The organism is Nocardia sp. NPDC024068 (genome assembly GCF_040638875.1).
GTDB lineage: Bacteria > Actinomycetota > Actinomycetes > Mycobacteriales > Mycobacteriaceae > Nocardia.
Window position 1 is genome coordinate 19,144 of sequence record NZ_JBEZYU010000051.1, and the last position, 21,258, is coordinate 40,401.

21 protein-coding genes and 1 tRNA gene are annotated in these 21,258 nt (G+C 67.4%); 13 read left to right on the forward strand and 9 right to left on the reverse strand.

Translation table 11 applies throughout. From position 1 onward, the window contains the following. The first annotated feature begins 95 nt into the window (after positions 1 to 95). Together AB0F41_RS25965 and AB0F41_RS25970 are read left to right on the forward strand one after the other, a co-directional pair. Entirely contained in the window at positions 96 to 635 is a 540-nt protein-coding gene (locus AB0F41_RS25965; protein ID WP_357428144.1) for a GtrA family protein, read from the forward strand. 80 nt (positions 636 to 715) lie between these two features. Beyond that, the gene (locus tag AB0F41_RS25970; protein ID WP_357428146.1) at positions 716 to 2,617 is read left to right on the forward strand and encodes a glycosyltransferase; all 1,902 of its coding nucleotides are present in this window, start codon (positions 716 to 718) and stop codon (positions 2,615 to 2,617) included. Positions 2,618 to 2,671: 54 nt separating this feature from the next. Here the strand turns inward: AB0F41_RS25970 and AB0F41_RS25975 are convergent, their stop codons facing one another. The 6 genes from AB0F41_RS25975 to AB0F41_RS26000 form a co-directional block, all read right to left on the reverse strand. Beyond that, the gene (locus tag AB0F41_RS25975; RefSeq protein WP_357428148.1) at positions 2,672 to 3,523 is read right to left on the reverse strand and encodes an NAD(P)-dependent oxidoreductase; all 852 of its coding nucleotides are present in this window, start codon (positions 3,521 to 3,523) and stop codon (positions 2,672 to 2,674) included. A gap of 173 nt (positions 3,524 to 3,696) precedes the next feature. After that, complete coding sequence (locus AB0F41_RS25980) at positions 3,697 to 4,410, reverse strand: hypothetical protein (protein WP_357428150.1); 714 nt, start codon at positions 4,408 to 4,410, stop codon at positions 3,697 to 3,699. Positions 4,411 to 4,524: 114 nt separating this feature from the next. Next, complete coding sequence (locus AB0F41_RS25985) at positions 4,525 to 5,478, reverse strand: glycosyltransferase family 2 protein (protein ID WP_357428152.1); 954 nt, start codon at positions 5,476 to 5,478, stop codon at positions 4,525 to 4,527. Between the two features lie 71 nt (positions 5,479 to 5,549). Continuing rightward, complete coding sequence (locus tag AB0F41_RS25990) at positions 5,550 to 6,431, reverse strand: ABC transporter ATP-binding protein (RefSeq protein WP_357428154.1); 882 nt, start codon at positions 6,429 to 6,431, stop codon at positions 5,550 to 5,552. 13 nt (positions 6,432 to 6,444) lie between these two features. After that, entirely contained in the window at positions 6,445 to 7,272 is an 828-nt protein-coding gene (locus tag AB0F41_RS25995) for an ABC transporter permease (protein WP_357428185.1), read from the reverse strand. Between the two features lie 238 nt (positions 7,273 to 7,510). Continuing rightward, positions 7,511 to 8,101 (reverse strand): bacterial proteasome activator family protein, encoded by a 591-nt coding sequence (locus AB0F41_RS26000; protein WP_357428156.1) that lies wholly within the window; start codon positions 8,099 to 8,101, stop codon positions 7,511 to 7,513. A gap of 215 nt (positions 8,102 to 8,316) precedes the next feature. Here AB0F41_RS26000 and AB0F41_RS26005 point away from each other — a divergent pair, with 215 nt between their 5' ends. Next, the gene (locus AB0F41_RS26005; protein ID WP_357428158.1) at positions 8,317 to 9,519 is read left to right on the forward strand and encodes a cysteine desulfurase-like protein; all 1,203 of its coding nucleotides are present in this window, start codon (positions 8,317 to 8,319) and stop codon (positions 9,517 to 9,519) included. 45 nt (positions 9,520 to 9,564) lie between these two features. On the opposite strand, the gene AB0F41_RS26010 is transcribed toward AB0F41_RS26005, so the two are convergent. Continuing rightward, entirely contained in the window at positions 9,565 to 10,566 is a 1,002-nt protein-coding gene (locus AB0F41_RS26010; protein WP_357428160.1) for an NAD(P)H-quinone oxidoreductase, read from the reverse strand. 70 nt (positions 10,567 to 10,636) lie between these two features. Here AB0F41_RS26010 and AB0F41_RS26015 point away from each other — a divergent pair, with 70 nt between their 5' ends. From AB0F41_RS26015 to AB0F41_RS26040, 6 genes are all read left to right on the forward strand, one after another. Further along, positions 10,637 to 11,812: an alpha-hydroxy-acid oxidizing protein gene (locus AB0F41_RS26015; protein ID WP_357428162.1), complete on the forward strand. Its 1,176-nt coding sequence runs from the start codon at positions 10,637 to 10,639 to the stop codon at positions 11,810 to 11,812. An 89-nt stretch (positions 11,813 to 11,901) separates the two neighbouring features. Next, positions 11,902 to 11,989: transfer RNA gene (locus AB0F41_RS26020), tRNA-Ser, on the forward strand. A gap of 147 nt (positions 11,990 to 12,136) precedes the next feature. Further along, the gene (locus AB0F41_RS26025) at positions 12,137 to 12,463 is read left to right on the forward strand and encodes a type VII secretion target (RefSeq protein ID WP_357428164.1); all 327 of its coding nucleotides are present in this window, start codon (positions 12,137 to 12,139) and stop codon (positions 12,461 to 12,463) included. Then, on the forward strand, positions 12,463 to 13,188 hold the full coding sequence (locus AB0F41_RS26030) for a WXG100 family type VII secretion target (protein WP_357428166.1): 726 nt from the start codon (positions 12,463 to 12,465) through the stop codon (positions 13,186 to 13,188). The genes AB0F41_RS26025 and AB0F41_RS26030 overlap by 1 nt, the downstream gene beginning before the upstream one ends. Position 13,189: 1 nt before the next feature. After that, the gene (locus AB0F41_RS26035; protein WP_357428167.1) at positions 13,190 to 13,678 is read left to right on the forward strand and encodes a hypothetical protein; all 489 of its coding nucleotides are present in this window, start codon (positions 13,190 to 13,192) and stop codon (positions 13,676 to 13,678) included. Then, entirely contained in the window at positions 13,675 to 14,268 is a 594-nt protein-coding gene (locus tag AB0F41_RS26040) for a hypothetical protein (protein WP_357428169.1), read from the forward strand. The genes AB0F41_RS26035 and AB0F41_RS26040 overlap by 4 nt, the downstream gene beginning before the upstream one ends. Here the strand turns inward: AB0F41_RS26040 and AB0F41_RS26045 are convergent. Both AB0F41_RS26045 and AB0F41_RS26050 read right to left on the reverse strand, forming a co-directional pair. Next, entirely contained in the window at positions 14,241 to 15,122 is an 882-nt protein-coding gene (locus tag AB0F41_RS26045) for an alpha/beta hydrolase (RefSeq protein WP_357428171.1), read from the reverse strand. The genes AB0F41_RS26040 and AB0F41_RS26045 overlap by 28 nt on opposite strands. Beyond that, positions 15,119 to 16,399 (reverse strand): amidohydrolase/deacetylase family metallohydrolase, encoded by a 1,281-nt coding sequence (locus AB0F41_RS26050; protein WP_357428173.1) that lies wholly within the window; start codon positions 16,397 to 16,399, stop codon positions 15,119 to 15,121. The genes AB0F41_RS26045 and AB0F41_RS26050 overlap by 4 nt, the downstream gene beginning before the upstream one ends. Positions 16,400 to 16,702: 303 nt before the next feature. Between AB0F41_RS26050 and AB0F41_RS26055 the strand changes: the two genes are divergently transcribed. The 4 genes from AB0F41_RS26055 (at position 16,703) to AB0F41_RS26070 (ending at position 21,121) form a co-directional block, all read left to right on the forward strand. Then, positions 16,703 to 17,401: a FadR/GntR family transcriptional regulator gene (locus tag AB0F41_RS26055; RefSeq protein ID WP_357428175.1), complete on the forward strand. Its 699-nt coding sequence runs from the start codon at positions 16,703 to 16,705 to the stop codon at positions 17,399 to 17,401. Positions 17,402 to 17,629: 228 nt separating this feature from the next. Next, entirely contained in the window at positions 17,630 to 18,682 is a 1,053-nt protein-coding gene (locus AB0F41_RS26060) for an aromatic ring-hydroxylating dioxygenase subunit alpha (RefSeq protein WP_357428177.1), read from the forward strand. Then, positions 18,660 to 19,664 carry a PDR/VanB family oxidoreductase gene (locus tag AB0F41_RS26065; protein WP_357428179.1) on the forward strand — a complete coding sequence of 335 codons (1,005 nt, stop codon included), beginning with the start codon at positions 18,660 to 18,662 and terminating at the stop codon, positions 19,662 to 19,664. Before AB0F41_RS26060 ends, AB0F41_RS26065 begins: the two co-directional genes overlap by 23 nt. Positions 19,665 to 19,786: 122 nt before the next feature. After that, positions 19,787 to 21,121, forward strand: a complete 1,335-nt coding sequence (locus tag AB0F41_RS26070; RefSeq protein WP_357428181.1) for an MFS transporter — start codon at positions 19,787 to 19,789, stop codon at positions 21,119 to 21,121. Positions 21,122 to 21,258: the final 137 nt, after the last annotated feature.

The window sequence follows — 21,258 nt, forward strand, 5'->3', positions numbered from 1 at the left end:
AGGCCCCGCGTGGTGCCGCTTCGCTACCGCCTTCGGGCCTGACTCGCTCATGCGGACCGGTGGGGAGGCTCAGGTCACTGCGGTACCGTCGGCGCGTGTCATCTGGTGAGTCATCGGCCGTGGTCGCCGACGCCCCGGCTCCGCGTTCGCTGGTCCAGCGAGTGCGCACCGGGCTGCGGCAGAGCGCGGCGTTCCTGGTGGTCGGCGTGGTGGGTTTCCTGGTCGATGCCGGGACCTACAACATGCTGGTGTTCAACCTGGGCGCCTGGGGCGGCGAGGGTCTGATGTACGACTTGCCGCTGCCCGCCAAGATCATCGCGATCGCGGTGGCGACGGTGGTCACCTACTTCGGCAACAAATGGTGGACCTTCTCGCACAAGCAGTCCGGCAGCCCGCTGCGCGAGTACCTGATGTACGCGGTGATCAATGTGATCGCGATCGGCCTGCAATTGGGTTGCCTGGGCTTTTCGCGCTACATCCTGGACCTGTCGAGTCCGCTTGCGGACAATATTTCCGGAACATTGGTGGGTCAGATAGTGGCCGTGGTGTTTCGGTATTGGGCGTATGACAAGTTCGTTTTCACCGGTGAACCCGGTTCGGAAACGACCAAGCGGGCGACCGGCGTGGCTGATTGATATCCTCGGCCCCGCCGCGAACCGTATTCAGGGACATGTCTGTTCCGTCGGCACACAGCATTGAGGATTTCGAGGACTTCATGGACCAGTCGGCTATGCAGGCCGTTACCGAGACGAACGATCACCCTGCGGTCGCACCCGAGTCGCTCCGCGCCGAACACCACGTGGCGCCGGACCGCCTGGTGCTCGCCAGAGGTATCTTCACCGGACCTTCGGCGAAGATCAGCGATGAGCTGTACGTGGTGGTCAAGGGCCGCGCCACCCGCGACCGGCTGAGCCTGCGCCTGGACAAGGGGTCCAGCGCGCATACCAACACCTACTTCGGCCGTCTGGCGGCCAGCTACTGGCAGCGCTGGACCGTGGTGACCGAGGTGCAGGCGACGATGACGTTGCACGTCGGCAAGAAGGCGAGCGTGCGGATCGTGGCCTCCGATATCGCCGGGCACCGGCGGATCGTCGGGACCGCCGAGGTCACCGCCAGCGGCCCGCTCACCCTGACCGCACCGCTCGACCAGTTCGTCGACGGCGGTGCGGTGTGGCTGGAGTTCGACGCCGTCGGCGGTGACCTCGCGGTCTCCGAGCTCACCTGGACCGCGCAGGCCCCCGAGACGGTCCGTCCGGTCGCCATCGCGATCTGCACGTTCAACCGGGCCCAGGATTGCGCCGAGACCGTGGCCGCCCTGGCCGCGGACCAGGCCGTGCTGAGCGCGATCGACGCCGTCTACGTGGTCGATCAGGGCACCGACCTGGTGGCGGACCGGCCGCTGTTCCAGCAGATCCAGCCGGGTCTCGCCGATAAGCTGCGCTATATCCGCCAGCCCAACCTGGGCGGCGCGGGCGGTTTCACCCGCGGCCTGTACGAGGTCTCCGCGGCCAACGAGCACGCCGACGTCATCCTGATGGACGACGACATCCTGTGCGAACCCGAGACGGTGCTGCGGTTGCAGGCATTCGCCAATCTCACCGTGGAACCGACCCTGGTCGGCGCGCAGATGCTCTTCCTGCTCAACCCCGACTACCTGAACGTCGGCGCTGAGGACGTGCATCTGCACAAGCTGATGCACGGCCAGAAGGTCCCCAAGGCGTTGCGCAACACCAGCATGCTGAAGAAGAACCAGGAGCGCCGGGTCGACGCCGGTTACAACGCCTGGTGGACCTGCCTCATCCCGGCCGAGGTGGTGAAGAAGATCGGGTTGCCGCTGCCGATCTTCTTCCAGTGGGACGATGTCGAGTACGGAGTCCGGGCCCGTGAGCACGGGTTCGTTACCGTCACCCTGCCGAACGCGGCGGTCTGGCACGCGGATTTCTACTGGAAGGATTTCGACGACTGGGCGCGCTACTTCAGCACCCGGAACTCGCTGATCGTCAGTGCCATGCACGCCGATCTGGACCCGAGCACCGTCACCCGGCAGTTGTTCCGCAATATCACCGAATACCTGGTCGGGATGCAGTACGGGCTCGCGCACACCACCCTGCAGGGCATCGAGGATTTCCTGCAGGGGCCCTCGATCCTGTCCGACGGCGGCGTGGAAGTGCTCAAACGCGCGCGGACCAGTCGTGCCGACTACGCGGAGACCGTCAAACATCCGGCCGCCGAGCCGACTGTGCCCTCCGCCGATATCCGGGTGCGCCGGGCCGGTGGCGAACCCAGCCGGCTGCTGCTGGTGCTGGTCAAACGGGCCATCCAGCAGTGGACCGGCAGGGTCCAGCCCGGGCTGGTCGGAGTGACGCGCGAAGACGCGCACTGGTGGCATGTCTCGCTGTTCGACCATGTGGTGGTGACTGACGCGTCGCAGTCGGGAGTGCGGGTGCGCAAACGCGACAAGGCGCGGGCCCGAGCCCTGCTGCTGCGCACGCTGCGGGCGCTGCGCACCCTGTACCGCGAGCTGCCCACTCTGCAGCAGCGCTACCGGGCCGCGCACGCCGAACTCACCAGCCGCGAGAACTGGGAGCGGCTGTACGGGATCGAGCACCGGAACTGACCCCGGTGGGTGGCGGCCTCGGGCACGCCACCCACCGGGCGGTCCCGGTCCGGATCAGAGGAACAAGTCCGTGGTGAGCGGTTCGTCGCCCGGCGTCACCCGGTACTTGTCCAGGTCGGTGATGCCGTGGGCGGCCAGCACCTCGTCGTCGAGGAAGAAGTTGCCGGTGGTCTCGGCCGCCGGCGAGGTGAGCACCAGGTAGGCGGCGTCGGCGTAGATATCCGGCGTGCGCGAAGTGCGCACCATCTCCTCGCCGCCCAGCAGATTGCGCACGGCCGCGGTGGCGATGGTGGTGCGCGGCCACAGTGAATTCACCCCGATACCCGCGGATTTCAGTTCCTCGGCCAGACCCAGCGTGGTCAGCGACATCCCGTACTTGGCGATGGTGTAGCCGAGCGAGGAACCGGCCCATTTGGGGTCCAGATTCAGCGGCGGCGACAGGGTGAGGATATGCGGGTTGCGCCCGGCCGCAGCGGATTCGCGCAGCGCCGGGATACTCAGTTTGGAGAGCAGGAAACTGCCCCGGCAGTTGATGTCCTGCATCAGATCGTATTTCTTCATCGCCAGCGTCTCCGTCGGGGAGAGATCGATCGCGGAGGCGTTGTTCACCACCAGGTCGATTCCGCCGAAACGCTCGGTCGTCTGCCGGACCGCCTCGGCCACCGAATCATCGAGCCGGATATCGCCCACGAACGGCAACACCGTGCCACCGGCCGCCTCGATCTCGGCCGCCGCGGTATGGATGGTGCCGGGCAGTTTCGGATGCGGCTGATCGGTTTTGGCGATCAGCGTGATGTTCGCGCCGTCGGCGCCGGCTCGTTTGGCGATTTCCAATCCGATACCGCGACTGCCGCCGGACATGATCAGCGTCCGGCCCTTCAGCGGTGTGCCCTCGGTTCCTGCCATGGCCTGCCCTCCTGTTGTCGCGACCACGCCACGAACCCGCGGCGCTGCCGTTCCGAGGTTAGGCAACCGGTCCGGCGTTGCCCAGGGGGCGCGCGATCACCGCAGGTCCCGGCGTCGCTCACCGCAAACCCGGAGCGCTCCGCGGCAGGCCGCGGAGCGCTCCCGGTCCACTGTCACATCGTGGCGATCAGCAGGATGTTCAGCAGGAACATGAGCGCGATGAACGCCCAGATCACATACATGATGACCATGCCCGGGGTTTTCTGCGGCCCCGGGCCGATCGCGCCGTTCAGGAAGATGATCGCGGGCGTCCGGTAGAAGTAGCGGACTCCGGGGCCGGGCGCCACCGAGGCCGCGATCTCGGCCGGACCCATATCGAACAGCCAGGGCGTGCTGACCCGGATGTGATAGTTGCCGGGACCCACGGGGACGTGGTTGTCACCCCAGCGGGTGTTCGGCACCTGCTGGCCGTTCACGATGATCTTCGGTTTGGTGATGGCCAGCAGGAAGGCCAACGGGGTGTAGGAGCAGTTCACCGTGATGCCGGGCGGATCGTTCGGCGCCGGCTGACCCGGCTGACCGTACGGTCCGGGCTGTGGTCCGCCGGGTCCGAACTGGGCCGGCGGCTGTCCCACCGGCTGGGCGTACGGCCCGCTGGGGAACTGCTGCTGCGGTGCGCCGGGCGGGCCGAACCCGCCCTGCGGCGGCTGTCCCTGTGGCGGCTGCCCGGGCGGCGGCGCCCCCCACGGCTGCTGCTGACCGCCCTGCGGCCCCCCTGGAAACTGTGGCTGCCCACCCGGGTTCGGCGGTGCGAACTGTGGTTGCGGTGCCGGGTACTGGCCGGGTGCGGGCTGGCCCTGTGGCGGCTGGCCGCCGGGGTAACTCATCGATCTCCTCCCGAATCTGCGGATTGCCAGCCGAACTTACCCGGCGCGGAGGAAACTCTCGCATCGGCCGTCAAGACCTGTTGCGGGATCGGTGGCCGATATGTGCCCTACGCCTTATTCCGGCTTCTGGAATTGCTCGTTGCGGCCGAGACTGCGCAGATGGAACCACTCGCGCAACCCCGCCGGATCGCGCCGGGTCACCAGGAAGAACCAGGAGAAACGAATCCATTCCTGCGGCAGCAGCTTTCGCATACCGGGCTGCGACATCAGATAGCCGCGATTGCGGTAGGTGAAATAGCGCTTCACCGGATCGTCCGGGTACTGGGTGTGCATCCGGCCCCCGAGGATCGGCTTGAACTCGGCCGCACCGTTGGGGTGCAGGTACGCCGTTTGCAGACAGGTGCCGAAGGGTAATCCAGAGCGCACCAGCCGCCGATGGACCTCCACTTCGTCACCGCGGACGAACAACCGCAGATCCGGAACGCCGATCACATCCACCGCCTGCGCCGAAATCAGCGCCCCGTTGAACAAGGAGGCGATCCCGGGCAGGAAATCCTCGCGGCCCAGCTCCGAACGCAGCCGCCGCCACACCACACCACGCCGCAACGGGAAGGCCAGCCGGTCCGGTTCGTCGATATCGCACACCACCGGTGACACCTCCACCAACTGGTGCCGACGGGCGCAGTCGAACAGGGTGGACAGCACCTCGGGGCCCTCGGGGCGGCCGTCGTCGTCGGCCAGCCACACCCAGTCGGCGCCCAGGCTGAGGGCGTGCAGGATGCCGAGCGCGAAACCGCCCGCCCCGCCCAGGTTGTGCGCGGAACCCAGATAGGTGGTCGGCAGCGGCTGATCGGCGACCAGATCGGCGACCTCGGTTTCGTTGCCGTTGTCCACGACGATCAGATGATCGACCGGCCGCGACTGGGTGGCCACGGCTTTCAGCGATTCGGCGAGCAGATCACGCCGCTTGTGGGTCACCACGACGGCGACAATGGTGGCGCCGGTGCCGTAGTCGGCCTCCGGGAGTACGGCTGCGGACGCTTCCGCCTCCGGGCCTGACTCGCTCATGCTCTGTTGACCGGGCATGAGCGAGGGCCCTTCGTGGTCACGCTTCGCTACCGCCTCCGGGCCTGACTCGCTCATGCCGTGTTGTTCTCCAGTTCTCGTTCGCTGCCCGACGGCGCGTCCGCCGGTCCGGCGGAGGGTTTCGTGGTCTCGCCGACCCGTTCGGCTTCCAGTTCCCGCAGGACCGTCGCCACATGATTACCCGCTTCCGGGCCCTCATAGGCGCGGACGACCTCTTCGATCCCGCCGCGCAACCGGATCTGGCCGTGATCGATCCACATCGCGGTATCGCAGAGCTGGGCCAGGAACTCGTTGGAATGGCTGGCGAACACCAGCAGGCCGGACCGGGCGACCAGCTCCTGCAGGCGCACGCGGGCCTTCTTCATGAACTCGGAATCGACCGCGCCGATCCCCTCGTCCAGCAGCAGGATCTCGGGATCGATGGACGTCACCACGCCCATCGCCAAGCGCACCCGCATACCGGTGGAATAGGTGCGCAGCGGCATGGACAGGTATTCGCCGAGTTCGGTGAAATCGGCGATCTCGTCGATCTTGGCCAGCATCTGCTTACGGGTCTGGCCCAGGAACAGGCCGCGGATGATGATGTTCTCGTACCCGGAGATCTCCGGATCCATCCCGACACCCAGATCGAACACGGGCGCAACCCGGCCGCGGATCCGGGCGCTGCCGCGGGACGGTTCGTAGATGCCCGAGAGCAGCCGCAGCAGGGTCGATTTACCGGCGCCGTTGTGGCCGACCAGGCCGACCCGGTCGCCCTCCTTCAGCGACAGGGTGATGTCGCGCAGCGCTTCCACGACCACGACGTCGGATTGGTTGCGGCCGATCGCACCACCGGCCTTGCCGAGGAAGGCCTTCTTCAGCGACCGCGATTTGGCGTCGAAGATGGGGAACTCCACCCACGCGTCGCGGGTTTCGATACTCACGTGATCGGTCATGATCGCCTGACTCCTAAACCCAGTAGGGCACGCGCGAACGGTACTGCCGCATGGCGATTGCGGCGGCGATCCAGCCCACCACGGTGATGGCGCCGACGATCACCCAGTGATACAGCTTCTGGTCGTCGCCGAGCAACGGCGCGCGCACGATCTCCAGGTAATGGTAGGTGGGGACGATCTCGGCCAGCCGGGCCCGTTCGGCCACATCGCCGCCCTGGGCCTCCAGGCTCTTGGTGTTCCACATCACCGGTGTGAGCACGAACAGCATCAGGGTCATGCTGCCGAGGATCGGCGCGATATCGCGGTAGCGGGTGCTGAAGATCCCGAACAGCACCGCGACCCACATCGCGTTGAGGAACAGCAGTATCAGTGCGGGTATCGCGAAGATCGCGGTCCAGTGCAGATCACGCCACACCCCGAACAGCGCCAGAACCGCCACATAGATCAGCAGGTTGTGGGCGAAGAACAGCACCTGCCGCCAGACCAGGCGATAGATGTGCACACTCAGCGCCGACGGTAGCTGTTTGATCAGCCCCTCGTTGGCGATGAAGACCTCCGCGCCCTCGAGGATCGAGGCGTTGATGACATTCCAGACGATCAGGCCCACCGCCACATACGGCAGATACTGCTGCAGCGGCTGGCCCAGCAGCGCCGCGTACAGGATGCCGATGGCGGTGGCCTGCACTCCGGTGGCGATGGTGATCCAGAACGGACCCAGCACCGAGCGCCGGTAGCGCTGCTTGATGTCCTGCCAGCCCAGCGAGAGCCATAGTTCGCGCTGTCCGAACCCGTCGCGGAAATCGCGCCAGGCCCGGGTCCAGGATTGTGAATCGGACCGGATGGGCGCGGGTTCGGTCGTCGCGGTGTCGGCGGTTACGGCGCCGGCGACCGGGGTCTGCTCGGAACTCACGGGCGTCTCATCTGCGGCGGAGGTGGGGTCGGAGCGCACCGTGCTCTCGTCGGTGCGCTCCGTGGATTCGGTGTTTACCAGGTCAGAGCGAGCGGAAGCTGCAGGCACGGTGCACGACACTACCCCGACCGGCAGTCCCCGGTAGCGGGAGGCATATACACCACCGCCGTCACAGGTACTGCCCGGTGCCCCCGATCGTCTGCCCGGGCTGCGCGCCCCGGCCGTCGGCGGCGTGGATACCCGGCGGAAGGGCGCCCTGGCGCATCTGCTCGAGCTGCGCCCGCGCCGCCATCTGCTGGGCGAACAGCGCGGTCTGGATGCCGTGGAACAAACCTTCCAGCCAGCCCACCAGCTGCGCCTGCGCGATACGTAGTTCGGCATCGGAGGGGACCGCGTCCGCGCCGAACGGCAGGGCCAGACGTTCCAGTTCCGCACGCAGTTCCGGGGCCAGCCCCTGCTCGAGTTCCCGGATCGAGGATTTGTGGATCTCGGCCAGGCGGGTGCGGCTGGCGTCGTCGAGCGGCGCCGCCCGGACCTCCTCCAGCAGCTGTTTGATCATGGTGCCGATACGCATCACCTTGGCGGGCTGCTCGACCATATCGGCCAGCGATTCGGAGGCGTCGCGCTCCGCGGCCTCCTCGGGGGATTCTTCCCGGCCGGGGTACGACGCGCTCGTCGCGGCGCCCGCGGGCAGCACCACGGGCCGGCCCTCCGGGCCGATCACGACAACGGGATCCGATGCGTCATCCGATTGCGTCATGGTCTCCATCATGTCGTGTTCGCCGCGAACGCGCTAAGCCGGTCCACCAGCGGCGCTCACCGCAGGTCGGTGCCGCGAGTCGGCGCGGCCGGTGACGCACGTGGCGCCGGGGGAGTTATGCGTATTGCGCACAGCTGGGTCATAGGCGTTGTGCACAGCACACTGGGCTGGACCAGGGTTACCGGGCCGGGCCCTGTGGCCTTAAAGTGACCTGCATGACTTACGACGTCGCGCGGGTCCGGGGGCTGATCCCCGCTCTGGCCGACGGCTGGATCAATCTGGCTCCACAGGCAGGCATGCTTGTTCCGGATTCCGTATCGCGCGCGGTGTCCATCGGTTTCCGCACGTCGTCATTCACCCATCTGGGCCGCCATCCGGCGGCCAAACGCAGCGCGGAGGTCCTGCAGGACGCCCGGGTCGCGGTCGCCGACCTCGTGGGCGCCGACCCCAGCGGGGTCGTCCTGGGCCCGGACCGCGCGGCACTGCTGGCCTGGCTCGCCGAATCGCTGAGTTCCCGGCTCGGCCTCGGGACCGGGATCGTGCTCTCGCGCCTGGACGACGAGGCCAACGTGGCGCCGTGGCTGCGTATCGCCAACCGCTACGGGGCGCATGTGCGCTGGGCCGAGGTGGAGATCGAGACCTGCGAGATGCCGGCCTGGCAGTACGAGGAACTCATCGGCCCGACCGCCCGGCTGGTCGCGATCACCGCGGCCTCCCCGATCGTGGGCTCGGCGCCCTCGGTGCGGGTGGCGGCCGAACGGGTGCACGAGGTGGGCGGGTTATTGGTCGCCGACGCGGTCGGCGCGGCGCCGTACGCGCTGATCGATATCGATGATCTGAACGCCGATGTGGTCGCCTTGAGCGCCCCCAGCTGGGGAGGTCCCCAGCTGGGGGCGCTGGTGTTCCGGGACCCGGCCTTCCTGGATCGGATCCCGTCCATGGCGTTGAATCCGTACGCGAAGGGACCCGAGCGGCTCGAGGTGGGCGGGCACCAATACGCGCTGCTGGCCGGACTCACCACCTCGATCGACTATCTGGCCGGGCTGGACGAACGCGCCACCGGCACCCGGCGGGAACGGCTGGAACTGTCGGTCACCTCGCTGCAGGACTACCACGATCAGCTGTTCGAACATCTGATGAGCACTCTCGAAGGTGTTACCGGACTCACCGTGATCGGACGCGCCTCCACCCGCATCCCGACGGTGAGTTTCACCATCGACGGGATGCAGGCCGAGAAGATCGCCGCGCAACTGGCCGATAAGCGGATCAATGTCCTGGCCGGCCCGCACGGCGGTAGCCGGCTGCTGGACGCTCTGGGTGTCAACGACGAGGGCGGCGCGGTGACCATCGGCCTCGCCCCGTACACGACCCGGCGTGAGATCGATCTGTTCGGCCGGGCCCTGTCGGCCCTCGGCTGATCGAGCCGCCGGGCCCCTCGATCGTCACCGATCGGCGGGATCGCCTCAGCGGTCACCGATCCGCAGGATCACCTTGCCGAAGGTCTCGTGCTCGTCGAGCATCTCGTGGGCCCGCGCCGCCTCGGTCACCGGGACCTCGGCGTGTATCACCGGTACGACCGCCCCCTTCGCGAGCAGCGGCCAGAGCCGTGTCCGCACCTCGGCGATGATGTCGGCCTTGCTGCCGCGGCCGGTGGCCGGGCGGTCACGCAGTTTGAGAGCCCGGACGGTCCCGCGTTTGGCCATCAGCGCGCCCAGGTTCAGTTCACCGTTCACCCCGCCCTGCATCCCGATCACCAGCAGCTGCCCGTCCAAGGCCAGTGAATCGATATTGCGGCCCAGATAGGCGGCGCCCATATTGTCGAGGATGATGTCCGCGCCCGGACCGCCGAGTCCTTCTTCGGCGCGGATGAGGTCCACGAAATCGTGGTCGCGATAGTTGATCAGCACGTCCGCGCCGAGTTCGGCGCACCGCTCGAGTTTGGCCGCCGATCCGGCCGTTACCGCGACCCGGGCGCCCAGCTGCACCGCGACCTGGATCGCATGGGTACCGATACCGCTACCGCCCCCATGGATCAGCAGCAGGTGACCCGACCGCAGTCCGGCGGTCATCACCAGATTCGACCAGACCGTGGCCGCCACCTCGGGCAGACCGGCGGCCGCCACCAGATCGAGCCCGTCCGGCACCGGCAGTACCTGCCCGGCGGGTACCACGACCTTCTCCGCGTAACCGCCGCCGGAAAGCAGCGCGCACACCCGGTCGCCGGGCGACCAGTCGCTCACGCCTTCGCCGACCTCGGCCACCACACCGGAACATTCCAGACCCGGTACCGCCGTCGTTCCCGGCGGTGGGGCGTAGAGGCCGCGCCGCTGCAGCAGGTCGGCCCGGTTCACCCCGGCCGCCGCGACCTCGATCACCACTTCACCGCGGCCCGGTGCCGGGTCGGGCGCCTCGGACCATTCCATGACCTCGGGTCCGCCGTAGCCGTTCAAGTTGATCGCGCGCATCGCCCCATACTGCAACAGAAACGGCCGAGGGACTGCCCACCGTGCCGGGACACGGCTAGCGTGACTGTCCGTGAGCAGCTTCATCGACTTCCAGAACGAGATCTACCTCCAGGGAATGGGCGGTGCGATACCCGACCTGCCGATGACGGCCGACGGCTTCGCCGATAAGGCCCGGGAGCTGCTCGACGCCCGCGCGTACGCCTATGTGGCCGGAAGCGCGTCGAGCGAGCGGACCGCCGCCGCCAACCGCGCCGCGTTCGAGCGCTACCGGCTGGTCCCGCGGATGCTGTGCGGGACCAGCGGCCCCGGCGCCCGGGATACCGCGGTGGAGGTGCTGGGCACGAAATTGGCCGCGCCCGTGCTCACCGCGCCGGTGGGAGTGCTGGAGTTGCTGCACGAGAAAGGTGAGGTGGTCGTCGCGCAGGCGGCGAAGGAACTCGGGGTGGGCAGCATCCTGTCCACCGCCGCTTCGTCGACCATCGAGGAGGTCGGCGCGGTCGCCGGTGACTGGTGGTACCAGCTGTACTGGCCCGCCGACGACGAACTGGCGCAATCGTTCGTCCAGCGGGCCGAGCGGGCCGGGGCCGCGGCGATCGTCGTCACCGTGGACACCCCGTCGCTGGGCTGGCGCCCCCGCGACCTGGAGCTCGGTCATCTGCCGTTCCTGCTGGGCAAAGGTATCGCCAACTACCTGTCCGACCCGGTCTTCCGGGCCAAGCTCCCCGCCCCGCCGGAGGAGAGCGACGACGCCATGCGAATGGCGATCCTCACCTGGGTGGGCCTGTTCGGTAACCACAGCCTGCGGGTCGCCGATCTCGCCAAGCTGCGGGAATGGACCGATCTGCCGATCGCGGTCAAGGGTGTGCTGCACCCCGACGACGCCCGTGCGGTCGTGGACGCGGGCGCCGACGGTGTGCTGGTGAGCAACCACGGTGGCCGTCAGATCGACAATTCGATCCCCGCACTCGACGCGCTCGGCCCGATCGTCTCCGCGGTCGGCGACCGCGCCGATGTGCTGTTCGACTCCGGGGTCCGCACCGGCTCCGATGTGCTGGTCGCCCTCGCCCTCGGTGCCAAAGCGGTCTGCTACGGGCGGCCGTGGGCCTACGCGCTCGGTATCGCCGGGCAGGCCGGAGTCCGCCACGCGCTGCGGCTGCTGCTCGCCGACTTCGATTCCGCCATGGGACTTTCCGGTTGCGCCGGTCTCGCCGGAATCACCCGCGACCTGCTGGCCGTCCCGCGCTGAACCCCGCCCGCTCGTACCGGCCGGGAGCTGCCTACCCGGTACCCGGGATTTCGGTGACCTGCGGGTGTATCGGTTACCATCGAGGCCCTGGAGACGTGGCAGAGCGGCCGAATGCACTCGCCTTGAAAGCGAGAGTCGTGAGAGCGACCGGGGGTTCAAATCCCTCCGTCTCCGCCAGCAATCCGTAGTTCGGAGCCCTTGCCGGGTATTCCGTACGCGCGAGGGCCTTCGCCGGTGACTGCTTGCCCCGAGACCACGGCTGTGCCAGGGTTTGCCGGAGTCGTATGCGGTGTGTGGGAGCACCGCCGGAGGGAGGGGTCCAGAATGCCGGACGATCTCAGGGTCGATCCCGAGGAAGTGAACAAGTTCTCCGCGAGCATCAAGAAGCTGGCGGACGAGAACGCGAACGCCACGGCTTATATCGATAAGTGGCTGGTGGTCGACAACACGGTGTGGGGTGACGGCGGCCTGCTACGCGTCGGTCTCGGTGCCATCAGCGAGGCACACGAGAAGTTGAAGGCGAATTACGAGACGATCGGAAACCTGTCCGCGGCCGCGGCGACCGAACTCGCGGCAGTGGCGCAGATGTACCGGACGACCGATAAGGGGAACGCCGAGGCATTGGATCGCACTTATCCGGGCGGTGAATGATGGGCGCGGCACCCGCCGAGAAGCTGGTGGAGCCGGCTCTCGAAGATCCGATGAACGACAAGTTCGAGTTTCTCGTCACCGCCAACGAGATCTCACCGACCTACTGGGCCTGCACGTGGAGCAAGAATGTCCTCGGTGTGGATCCCGTGGAGTGGTTCGCGCAGAAGATCTCCGGTGACTGGGAGGCCCTGCAGAAAGCGGGCAAGGCCGTCGAGAACCTCTCGGCCTACAGTTCGGGTTTCGCCGGCGAGATCGAGAACGCGGCCAAGGCCGTGGACGCCACCTGGGACGGCAACGCGGCGAACAGCGCCCAGACCTATTTCGCGGAGCTGGCCACCGCGGTATCGGCGCAGATCGATTCCCTGAACACGATCGCCGACGAGATCAACAACTTCGCGAACGCAGCCTATTTCGGCGCCAAGACGATCGGCGATACCGTGCAGACCCTGCTGGATCTCGCGGCCGTCGCCATCATCGAATGGGTCGCGGTGGAGATTTCCGCGGCCACGGGAGTCGGTCTCGTCGCGACCGCGGCGCTGGTCGCGGCCGCCACCCTGAGCACCCTGAAGGTCATAAAGGAATTCGGGCTGGTCGTCGCGGCCTTCTCGTCGATCTACACCGTGCTGGAAGGAATAGCCGGGGTCATCTACTCGGGTATCGGCACGCTGCAGTCCGGCGAGTTGCCCGCCCTGCCTCAGAAGTCCTACGACCATCCGGGAGCCTGATATGAGTTCACCGGAACCGATACACGATCTCGCCCGGGGGGATGTCGCGGTATCGCGCCAGCTCTCCAGCGCACTGCGGGTCATCCGGGACCGTTCGGCGGACCCGCAGTTGAAGAAGCAGATCGGCGATATCCTCGCGGGCCGCGGAAGTGCCCGGGAACTAATGCACAGCACCGCTTTCCATGCGGTGCTGGATCGGACCCTTCCCGCGGCCATGCAGCGGTTCACGCAGATGCCGGAGGACGAACGGGAGCGGCTCGCGGAGCAGGGCCGGGCCCAGCTCGACCAATTCCGCGAGCAGCCGCCGGAGTGGCCGGTGCCTGCGGAAGAGGCACCGGCGCCACCGCCGCCGGAACCGCCCCCTTCGCCGGCCGCGGCGGCTCCGCCGGTTCGGCGCAAGTCCTACCGGGATCAGGTCGTCACCCCGGACGAACCCGATGAGGACGATCTCTACTACCGGGATCGCCGGGAGAACGGCTGGCTGCGGTGAGTGGGCGGGACAAAGTGCTGTTCGCGACGGAGGTGGACGTGGACCGGCCCCCGGTTCTCACCGATGGACCGCTCGAGCTGAAGCTGGTCGAAGCCCTGCCCGATATGTGCAGTGAACACGGCCTTCCTTCCGTGGAAGATCGCCCCTTCGTGGTGAACTCCCAGGGGATGCCGCTATCGGAGATTCCGACCGCACGGGTGTTCCTCAGATCCATGAGACCGCCGTGGCGGCCCGACGACAACTACGGGATACAGGCCCGGCTCCGGTTCGACTGCCCCGCCTGCGAATTCTGCCTCCAGGACGTCAAGCGGTACCGGCGGATCGCGCAGGTGGCCCTGCTCGCGGTCGTGGCGGTATTCGCGGGGCTTGCTGTCGCGGTCCCCCTCCACCTGGAACAGCTCTATGTTCCGCTGGCACTTGCGGTGGTGCCCGGATGTTTCTTCGCGCTGGCCGTTGCCGTGGTGTCCTGGTCCCGATCGGGCTTCTTCGCCGATGTCTGGCTCACCCACGAGACCGAACACCTGATCGTGTCCGCACACCCGGATTTCGTCGCGGCCGTGGATCAGCTGCGGGCGGAATCACCCGATTGATGCCGGTGGGCCCGCACGATATCCAATGCGGCGCCCACCAGCACACCGCCGGGCCGGCGGAATTCCTCGAGGATCGTGAAATGATCCGCGCCCTCGACCGGCAGTAATCGTGAAGGCGCTCCCGCGGCGATCCGGTGGGCGTGCAGTGCCGCCGAATCTCCGATCAGGGCCGGTAGTTCGGCCGTCCCATAGGCGACGGTGAGGGGAGTGGTATCGCCTACGGGGCGGTGCAGGGGGGAGAGACCGGCGATCTCGTCGGGGGTGAGGGCGAGGGCTGCGCCGAACCCGGTTTCGGTGAGTGGCCTTAGCTCGTACACCCCCGATACCGCCAGGCCGCCGATCACGCCGGGCAGGTCGAGGGCGAGGGAGATCAGGTGGGCGCCCGACGACCATCCCGATACGACGATCGGCCCGGCCGCCCCGTGGTCGTCTCCGTGCCGGGCCAGCCAGCCGATCGCGGCGCGTATCTCGGCCACGATCCGGGTCAGCGACGCTTCCGGCGCCAGGGTATGTCCGGGCAGCGCCACCGACCAGCCGTGCGCGTGTAACCCTTCGGCGACGGTGGCGAAGCCCTGGCGGTCGTTGCGCTGCCAGTACCCGCCGTGGACGAACGCCAGGCAGGGCGCGGTGGGATCGGCCGCGGGGTAGATATCCCATTTGTTGGCCGGGAGCGGGCCGTACGGGATATCGAGGTGCCCGGGGTGGCGGGCCCGGAACCGCCGGGAGTGTTCGAGGCGCTGCCGGATGAGCGCGGCCGCGGCGGGTACCGCGGCGTTGCTGTCGTAGTCGGCGTGGCGTGGGATCACAGTGCTGCCGGTGTGTCGGGATTCCGTCGTGCCTGCGGTGTCGGTCATGCCGGGACCGCGACGGGCAGGATCGGGGAGTCGGCGTCGTGACGGATACCGCCGCGCAGGCAGAACGCGGGCCGCAGCAGCCGGTCGGCCTCGGCGATCGTGCCCTCGTTGTCCTGCAACGCGAACGCGCCCCGCTCGTCGTCGAGCACCGTGATATCGGCCGTCCGGCCTACTTCGAGCACGCCGAGTTCGTGGGAGAGCCCGAGCATTTCGGCGGCGTTCGAGGTCGCCATCGCCACGACCCGCGGTAGGTCCAGTCCGAGGGCGAGCATGGAGCTCATGGCCTGGGTGAGGCTGAACCGTGCCTGGCCCTTGAACGGATGGTTCTCATCGTCGGGATGTTCGGCCGGTGTACCGGCGGGGGGCGGCACCTCGGTGTTGTAGCCGTGCATATCGGCGCCGAGGGTATGCGGTATCACTCCGGCCGCGATGGCCTTCGCGGCGATCCGGTAGGAGAAATGACTGCCGTGCCCGACATCGACCTTGAGTCCGCGGTCCAGCGCGGCCCGGATGACGGTGTGCACGTTGCCGTCGTGGTCGACGAAACCGCCGGGATGCCGGGTGAACGGATGCGCCAGTACGTCTCCGGGCTGCAAGAGTGGGATGACGCGCTCCAGGATCGTATCGGCGTCCTCGCCGTTCGCGCCGCCTTCGGGCAGCTTCCACAGCTGGCCGAAATGGACGTAGAGCGGGAGGTCCACCCGGTGCGCGATCTCGGCGGCCATTTCGATCACCCGGATGCCCCAGCGGGCGAAACCGCCGATCTCGGCGTGGGCTTTGATCCCGCGCACGAGGTCGCGGTTGCCCTCCACGGCCGCGACCGTGGCGTCGATGTTCACGCCGTCGGGGCTGTAGAGGTTCTCGTAGAGGTGACCCTCGAGACCGCCCACGAGGTACGCGGACAGGAACGCCAGCACCCGGGTATCCGCGGGTTCGGCGATGTAGTGCCGGAACCCCGGCAGCGTCATACAGGAGGGCCCGCCCTGGTCGACGACCGTGGTGACGCCGGAACGGACGCCGACCATATCGGGGTCGAGGCCGAAGCGCCCGGAGACGTAGCGGAACACGTGCGCGTGGGTGTCGATCAGCCCGGGAACCACGAGCTTTCCGCGGACGTCGACGACCTCCCGGGCGCTCGAGTCCAGGATCCGCGGTTGTATCGCGACGACTCGTCCGTCGCGGACGGCCACGTCCATCCGGTCGTCGAGGCTGTTGGCTGGGCTGATCACCCGGCCTCCCCGCAGCAGGATGTCGTAGCGATCCGGCGAGTGGTTCATGCGATCACCTCAATTTGCCCGTAGGTACTCGTCGGTGCCGTGTTCCAGCCGACCCGCGCGCGCTGGTTCGGGCGCTCTGCCGAATGGCTCCGATTGATCCAGAATTGGTCCGACCACATCGACTGTAGGGAGCCGCGATCATCCCGGGCGACCCGCCGGAGCGAAACGTAACCTGCGAAACAGGAACGTAACTGTGCGGCGATTCGGCCGCTCGATGCGCTGTCGGCAATCGAGAATCGGCGGATTTCTCCATCGCGTGAACCGATTCTGGTCCGGGTGCGAAGGTGCGGTTATCGTCGTTGCATGAGGCCAGTTTCGGTTCCACCTCTGAATCGCCGCACGCGCAGCGTCGGCTCCGAGGTGGCCGCTCATATCGAGCAGATGATCGTCTCCGGGGAACTGTCGGCGGGTGATCGCCTGCCGGCCGAACGCGAGCTCGCCTCCAGTCTGGGTGTCTCGCGGACCTCGTTGCGCGAGGCGATGTTCGAACTCGAACGGAAACAGCTGGTGGTCCGGCATCAGGGCCGGGGCAGTATCGTCGCCGCGCCGCCCGCGGCCGCCGCCGAGCTGTTCGGCGGCCTGTCCGAACTCGATGCCGAACTGGGTAACGCGGTCGAGTTGCGCGATATCGTCGAACCCCGGATCGCGCAGTTCGCGGCCCTGCGGGCGGTCGAATCGAACCTGCTGTCGCTCTCGCGGGTCCTCGACGAATCCGATGAACAGCTGGCGGTCGCGGAATCCATCCGCCTCGACGTCGAATTCCACACCCTGCTCGCGCATGCCGCGCAGAACCCGCTGCTGGTGGCGCTGTGCGCGATGACCACCAGCTGGACCGAGCGCACCCGCGAACTCTCGCACAAAACGCAACTGGGCCGCCGCATCTCCATCCAGGGCCACCACGCGATCTACGCGGCCGTCGCGTCGCACGACGGCGCGGGCGCCTGCGCGGCGATGGAACAGCATCTGCGCGATGTGAAGGAGATCGGCCTGCGCCGGTTGTGACACCGGCGGGTCGCGCGACGGTGATAGGTTCCGCTGCGCGGCAACGGGTGGCCGTACCTCGTTCGTGAAATTCTCTGCGGCAGCGAATCGGCCGGGCACCTGCGCGAATTCAAATGCTGTTTACATCGCTTCGTGCGACGTTTACACGATCGGTTGCTGGTCCGACCAATCCGGTTTACCTTGGGCCTTGCGTGATCTCCGCGCCTATAGAATTTCCGAGGAGCCCGTATGTCGGCACCGTCAATTGTTGACCTCGAATCACCCGGGTGCACCGATGCCGTCCTGCTCGGCGACTGGCATGTCGTGGCGACCTCCGCCGAAATCGGATACGGCGATCTCCACGCCACCACATTGCTGGAACGAGATCTCGTGCTGTGGCGGGATCGGGAAGGCGAGATGCACGCATGGGACGATCTGTGCGTTCATCGGGGCGCGCGCCTGTCGAAGGGTTTCGTCAAGGACAACCGTGTCGTATGCCCCTACCACGGCTGGAATTACGACGGCGAAGCCAAATGCGTGTTCATGCCCGCCGCGCCCTCGGAGAAACCGATGAAGAAGGCCCGGGCGATACCGCACCACGTCCAGGAGAAATACGGGTTGGTGTGGGTGTGTATCGGAACTCCCGCACACGATATCCCGTCCTTTCCGGAATGGGATGACCATTCCTACAAGAAGGTGGTGTGCGGCCCGTACCGGTTCCGGTCCGGATACCGCGCGGTGGAGAACTTCATCGACGCCTCGCACTTCCCCTTCGTGCACGCGGGGGTCAACGGGGTGATCGACGATCCGGACCCGATCGCGCCGTACGAGGTGTACGAGGACGACCAGGGCATCTATTCGACCGAGGTGCGGGTGACCCAGCCCTACGGCGACCCCCGCGGGATCCCGGTGATCGCCTACTACGCCTACCGGGTGTTCCGGCCACTGGTGGCCTACTTCAAGAAACGGGTGGTGATCGCCGATCCGGCCCGCGCGCACGAGGGCGACGAGGCCGACCGGTTCTGCACCTTCCTGACCGCCCAGCCCGTCGACCAGACCACCAGTATCGTGCGGATCTGCTGTGCGATGAATTTCGATCCGGCGCCCAGCGACGAGGATGTGCGGCGCCGCCAGGATCTGGTGTATGCCCAGGACAGCGCCATCGTCGATACCCAGCGCCCCGAGCGCATCCCGGTGGAACTGCGCTACGAACTGCATCACCGCAGCGATCTCATGGGCCAGAAATATCGCAGCTGGCTGAAATCGGCGGGAGTCACCTATGGCGCTTTCGGCAGTCTCTGAAGTCCCCGCCGCGGCGCTGACCGGCCCCGGAACCTGCACTCCGGTGCGGGTGCGGCGGATCGAGTACGCCGCCGTGGACACCCATCTGGTCGAACTCGAATCGCTGGACGGCCGCGACCTTCCGGCGGTATCGGCCGGCGCGCACGTGGATATCCGGCTGCCGGCGGCGGCCGCCCTGGCGACCACCTCCCGGGTGCGGCAGTACTCACTGGTCCGGCCGCTGTGCTCGGGTTCCCGGTACGTACTGGGCGTCCGGCGCGACGACACCGGCCGCGGTGGTTCCCGCTGGATCCACGACGAGCTGCGGGTCGGATCGACCCTGGAGATCGGCGCCCCCCGCAACACCTTCGCGCTCGACGAGAGCGCGGCATCGTATGTGCTGATCGCGGGCGGTATCGGCATCACCCCGGTGATCTCGATGCTCGACCGGCTGACCGAACTGGGGCGTCCGGTGCGGATGCATTACTTCTGCCGGTCTCCGGAGCACGCGGTATTCGCGGACCTGCTCGCCGGCGACCACCGGGTCGCGGTGCACTACGGCAGGGGCGATGGAACCCGGTTGCGCACCGCCCTCGTCGCGGCCGATCGGGACGCGGCGGTCTACTGCTGCGGTCCGGAAACCATGACCGGCGAGGTCACCGCGCTGGCCGGGGAACGCGGGCAGCCCGTGCACGTGGAGCGGTTCGCGAACGCGGCCCCGGCGCCGGCCGACCGGGGCGGTTTCACGGTCGTGCTGGCGGGGCGGGGGGTCGAGATCGGCGTGGCGGCCGGTCGGTCGATTCTGGAGGCGGTGCTCGACGCCGGTGTCGATGTGCCCTTCTCCTGTGAGGAAGGCGTCTGCGGGGCCTGCGAGACGACGGTGGTCTCCGGTGAACCCGTGCACTTCGACACCGTGCGTGCGCCCGCGGAGCACAACGAACGACGCACCGTGATGATCTGCTGCGCCCGCAGCCGGTCCGAGAAATTGGTTCTCGATATATAAGAGCGGAATCCGCTGTTTCCGGTGCGGTACAGCGCTGTGCCCACGCGTCCGCCGAATGGTTATCGGTATCGGCCGCGGTGTATTCGTGCGCCGTTTCAGAAATATGTGATCGGAATGAACAAATGAATTCAGAAACGCTCGGGGAAACCCGGAAAAGAGAACGCCGCTCGACCTGGGGTGCGTTCATCGGAACCGCCATCGAATGGTACGACTTCTTCATATTCGGGACGGCCGCCGCCCTCGTTTTCAGCAAGGTCTTCTATCCCGAATTCGCGCCCGGTTCGGCATTGATGGCATCTTTCGCCACCATGTGGGTGGGATTCATCGCGCGCCCGGTCGGCGGCATGATCTTCGGGCATTTCGGCGACAGATTCGGACGGAAGAATGTTCTCGTCCTCACCCTGGTGATCATGGGTTCGGCGACCACCCTGATCGGCCTGCTACCCACCTACGCCCAGATCGGGGCCCTGGCGCCGGTGCTGTTGATCGTGCTGCGCGCGGTCCAGGGGCTGGCCGTCGGCGGTGAATGGGGCGGCGCGGTCGTGATGGCGACGGAGAACGCCTCGGACAAGAACAAGATCACCGCCGGGACCTGGGTGCAGCAGGGCTCACCGGCGGGGTCGATTCTGGCGACGCTGGCGTTCATGGCCGTGGGACTGCTGCCCGACGAACAGTTCCTCGCCTGGGGCTGGCGGATCCCCTTCCTGCTGAGCGCGCTGCTCGTCGGTGTCGGTGTCTACATCCGCTTCCGGGTGGAGGAGACCCGGGAGTTCGAGGAGGTACGGAAAGCGGACGCGACGGTCGACATACCCGCCGTGGAGGTGTTCCGGAAGAACCCGAGAATCCTGGCCCTGGCCATGGCCGCCTCCATCACCGGGGTCACCACGGTGTACTTCAACAACACCTTCCTGCTGTCGTGGACCACCAGCGAATTGAAGATGGACCGGTCGGTCATCTTGAACGTGTTGCTGGGGATGGCGATCCTGCAGTTCGCCTGGGCGCCGTTCACCGCCCGGCTGGCCCGCCGGTTCGGCGCGTACCAGGTGCTGTCGGCCGGGCTGGTGGTCATGGTGGTGCTGGCGGTGCCGTTCTTCGCCGCCATTCAATCGGCCGATCCGGTGGCCATCGCGGCCGCGCTCTATGTCAGCACCCTCGGTTACGGCGCCTACTGGGCGCTACTGGCGAGCTGGCTGGCCTCGGCATTCCCGGCGCGAGTCCGGTATTCGGGGGTTTCGCTGGCCTACCAGTTGTGCTCCTCGGTCGTGGGCGGCTCCACGCCGTTGCTCGCGCAGTGGATCCTGACCTCCACCGGCGGGAGCCCGTGGGCGGTGGCCACCTATTTCGTCTGCCTGCAACTGGCCACTCTCGCGGGCACCTGGGCGCTGCGGGCCAAGATGGGCGATCGCCCGGCCAGGCCCGCGCCCGCACCGGAAGTCGGACTTCCGGCGCGCGCGTGACCTGCGTGCTCTCGTCGCCCGCCGACCCGGCCCGGCCCCTGCCGCGGCCGGTTCGCTCCGCCCACGTACCCGCTTCGTCGAGACGCCGCAGCGATATCCGAGGCTTACCACCAGTTCACGTACATCTGCGAACAGCC

Excerpts from the sequence above, each read along its gene's own strand:
- AB0F41_RS25970 (WP_357428146.1), top strand. The coding sequence starts at position 716 with ATGGACCAGTCGGCTATGCAGGCCGTTACCGAGACGAACGATCACCCT.
- AB0F41_RS25975 (WP_357428148.1), bottom strand. The coding sequence starts at position 3,523 with ATGGCAGGAACCGAGGGCACACCGCTGAAGGGCCGGACGCTGATCATG.
- AB0F41_RS25980 (WP_357428150.1), bottom strand. The coding sequence starts at position 4,410 with ATGAGTTACCCCGGCGGCCAGCCGCCACAGGGCCAGCCCGCACCCGGC.
- AB0F41_RS25985 (WP_357428152.1), bottom strand. The coding sequence starts at position 5,478 with ATGAGCGAGTCAGGCCCGGAGGCGGAAGCGTCCGCAGCCGTACTCCCG.
- AB0F41_RS25990 (WP_357428154.1), bottom strand. The coding sequence starts at position 6,431 with ATGACCGATCACGTGAGTATCGAAACCCGCGACGCGTGGGTGGAGTTC.
- AB0F41_RS26000 (WP_357428156.1), bottom strand. The coding sequence starts at position 8,101 with ATGACGCAATCGGATGACGCATCGGATCCCGTTGTCGTGATCGGCCCG.
- AB0F41_RS26005 (WP_357428158.1), top strand. The coding sequence starts at position 8,317 with ATGACTTACGACGTCGCGCGGGTCCGGGGGCTGATCCCCGCTCTGGCC.
- AB0F41_RS26010 (WP_357428160.1), bottom strand. The coding sequence starts at position 10,566 with ATGCGCGCGATCAACTTGAACGGCTACGGCGGACCCGAGGTCATGGAA.
- AB0F41_RS26025 (WP_357428164.1), top strand. The coding sequence starts at position 12,137 with ATGCCGGACGATCTCAGGGTCGATCCCGAGGAAGTGAACAAGTTCTCC.
- AB0F41_RS26030 (WP_357428166.1), top strand. The coding sequence starts at position 12,463 with ATGGGCGCGGCACCCGCCGAGAAGCTGGTGGAGCCGGCTCTCGAAGAT.
- AB0F41_RS26035 (WP_357428167.1), top strand. The coding sequence starts at position 13,190 with ATGAGTTCACCGGAACCGATACACGATCTCGCCCGGGGGGATGTCGCG.
- AB0F41_RS26045 (WP_357428171.1), bottom strand. The coding sequence starts at position 15,122 with ATGACCGACACCGCAGGCACGACGGAATCCCGACACACCGGCAGCACT.
- AB0F41_RS26050 (WP_357428173.1), bottom strand. The coding sequence starts at position 16,399 with ATGAACCACTCGCCGGATCGCTACGACATCCTGCTGCGGGGAGGCCGG.
- AB0F41_RS26055 (WP_357428175.1), top strand. The coding sequence starts at position 16,703 with ATGAGGCCAGTTTCGGTTCCACCTCTGAATCGCCGCACGCGCAGCGTC.
- AB0F41_RS26060 (WP_357428177.1), top strand. The coding sequence starts at position 17,630 with ATGTCGGCACCGTCAATTGTTGACCTCGAATCACCCGGGTGCACCGAT.
- AB0F41_RS26065 (WP_357428179.1), top strand. The coding sequence starts at position 18,660 with ATGGCGCTTTCGGCAGTCTCTGAAGTCCCCGCCGCGGCGCTGACCGGC.
- AB0F41_RS26070 (WP_357428181.1), top strand. The coding sequence starts at position 19,787 with ATGAATTCAGAAACGCTCGGGGAAACCCGGAAAAGAGAACGCCGCTCG.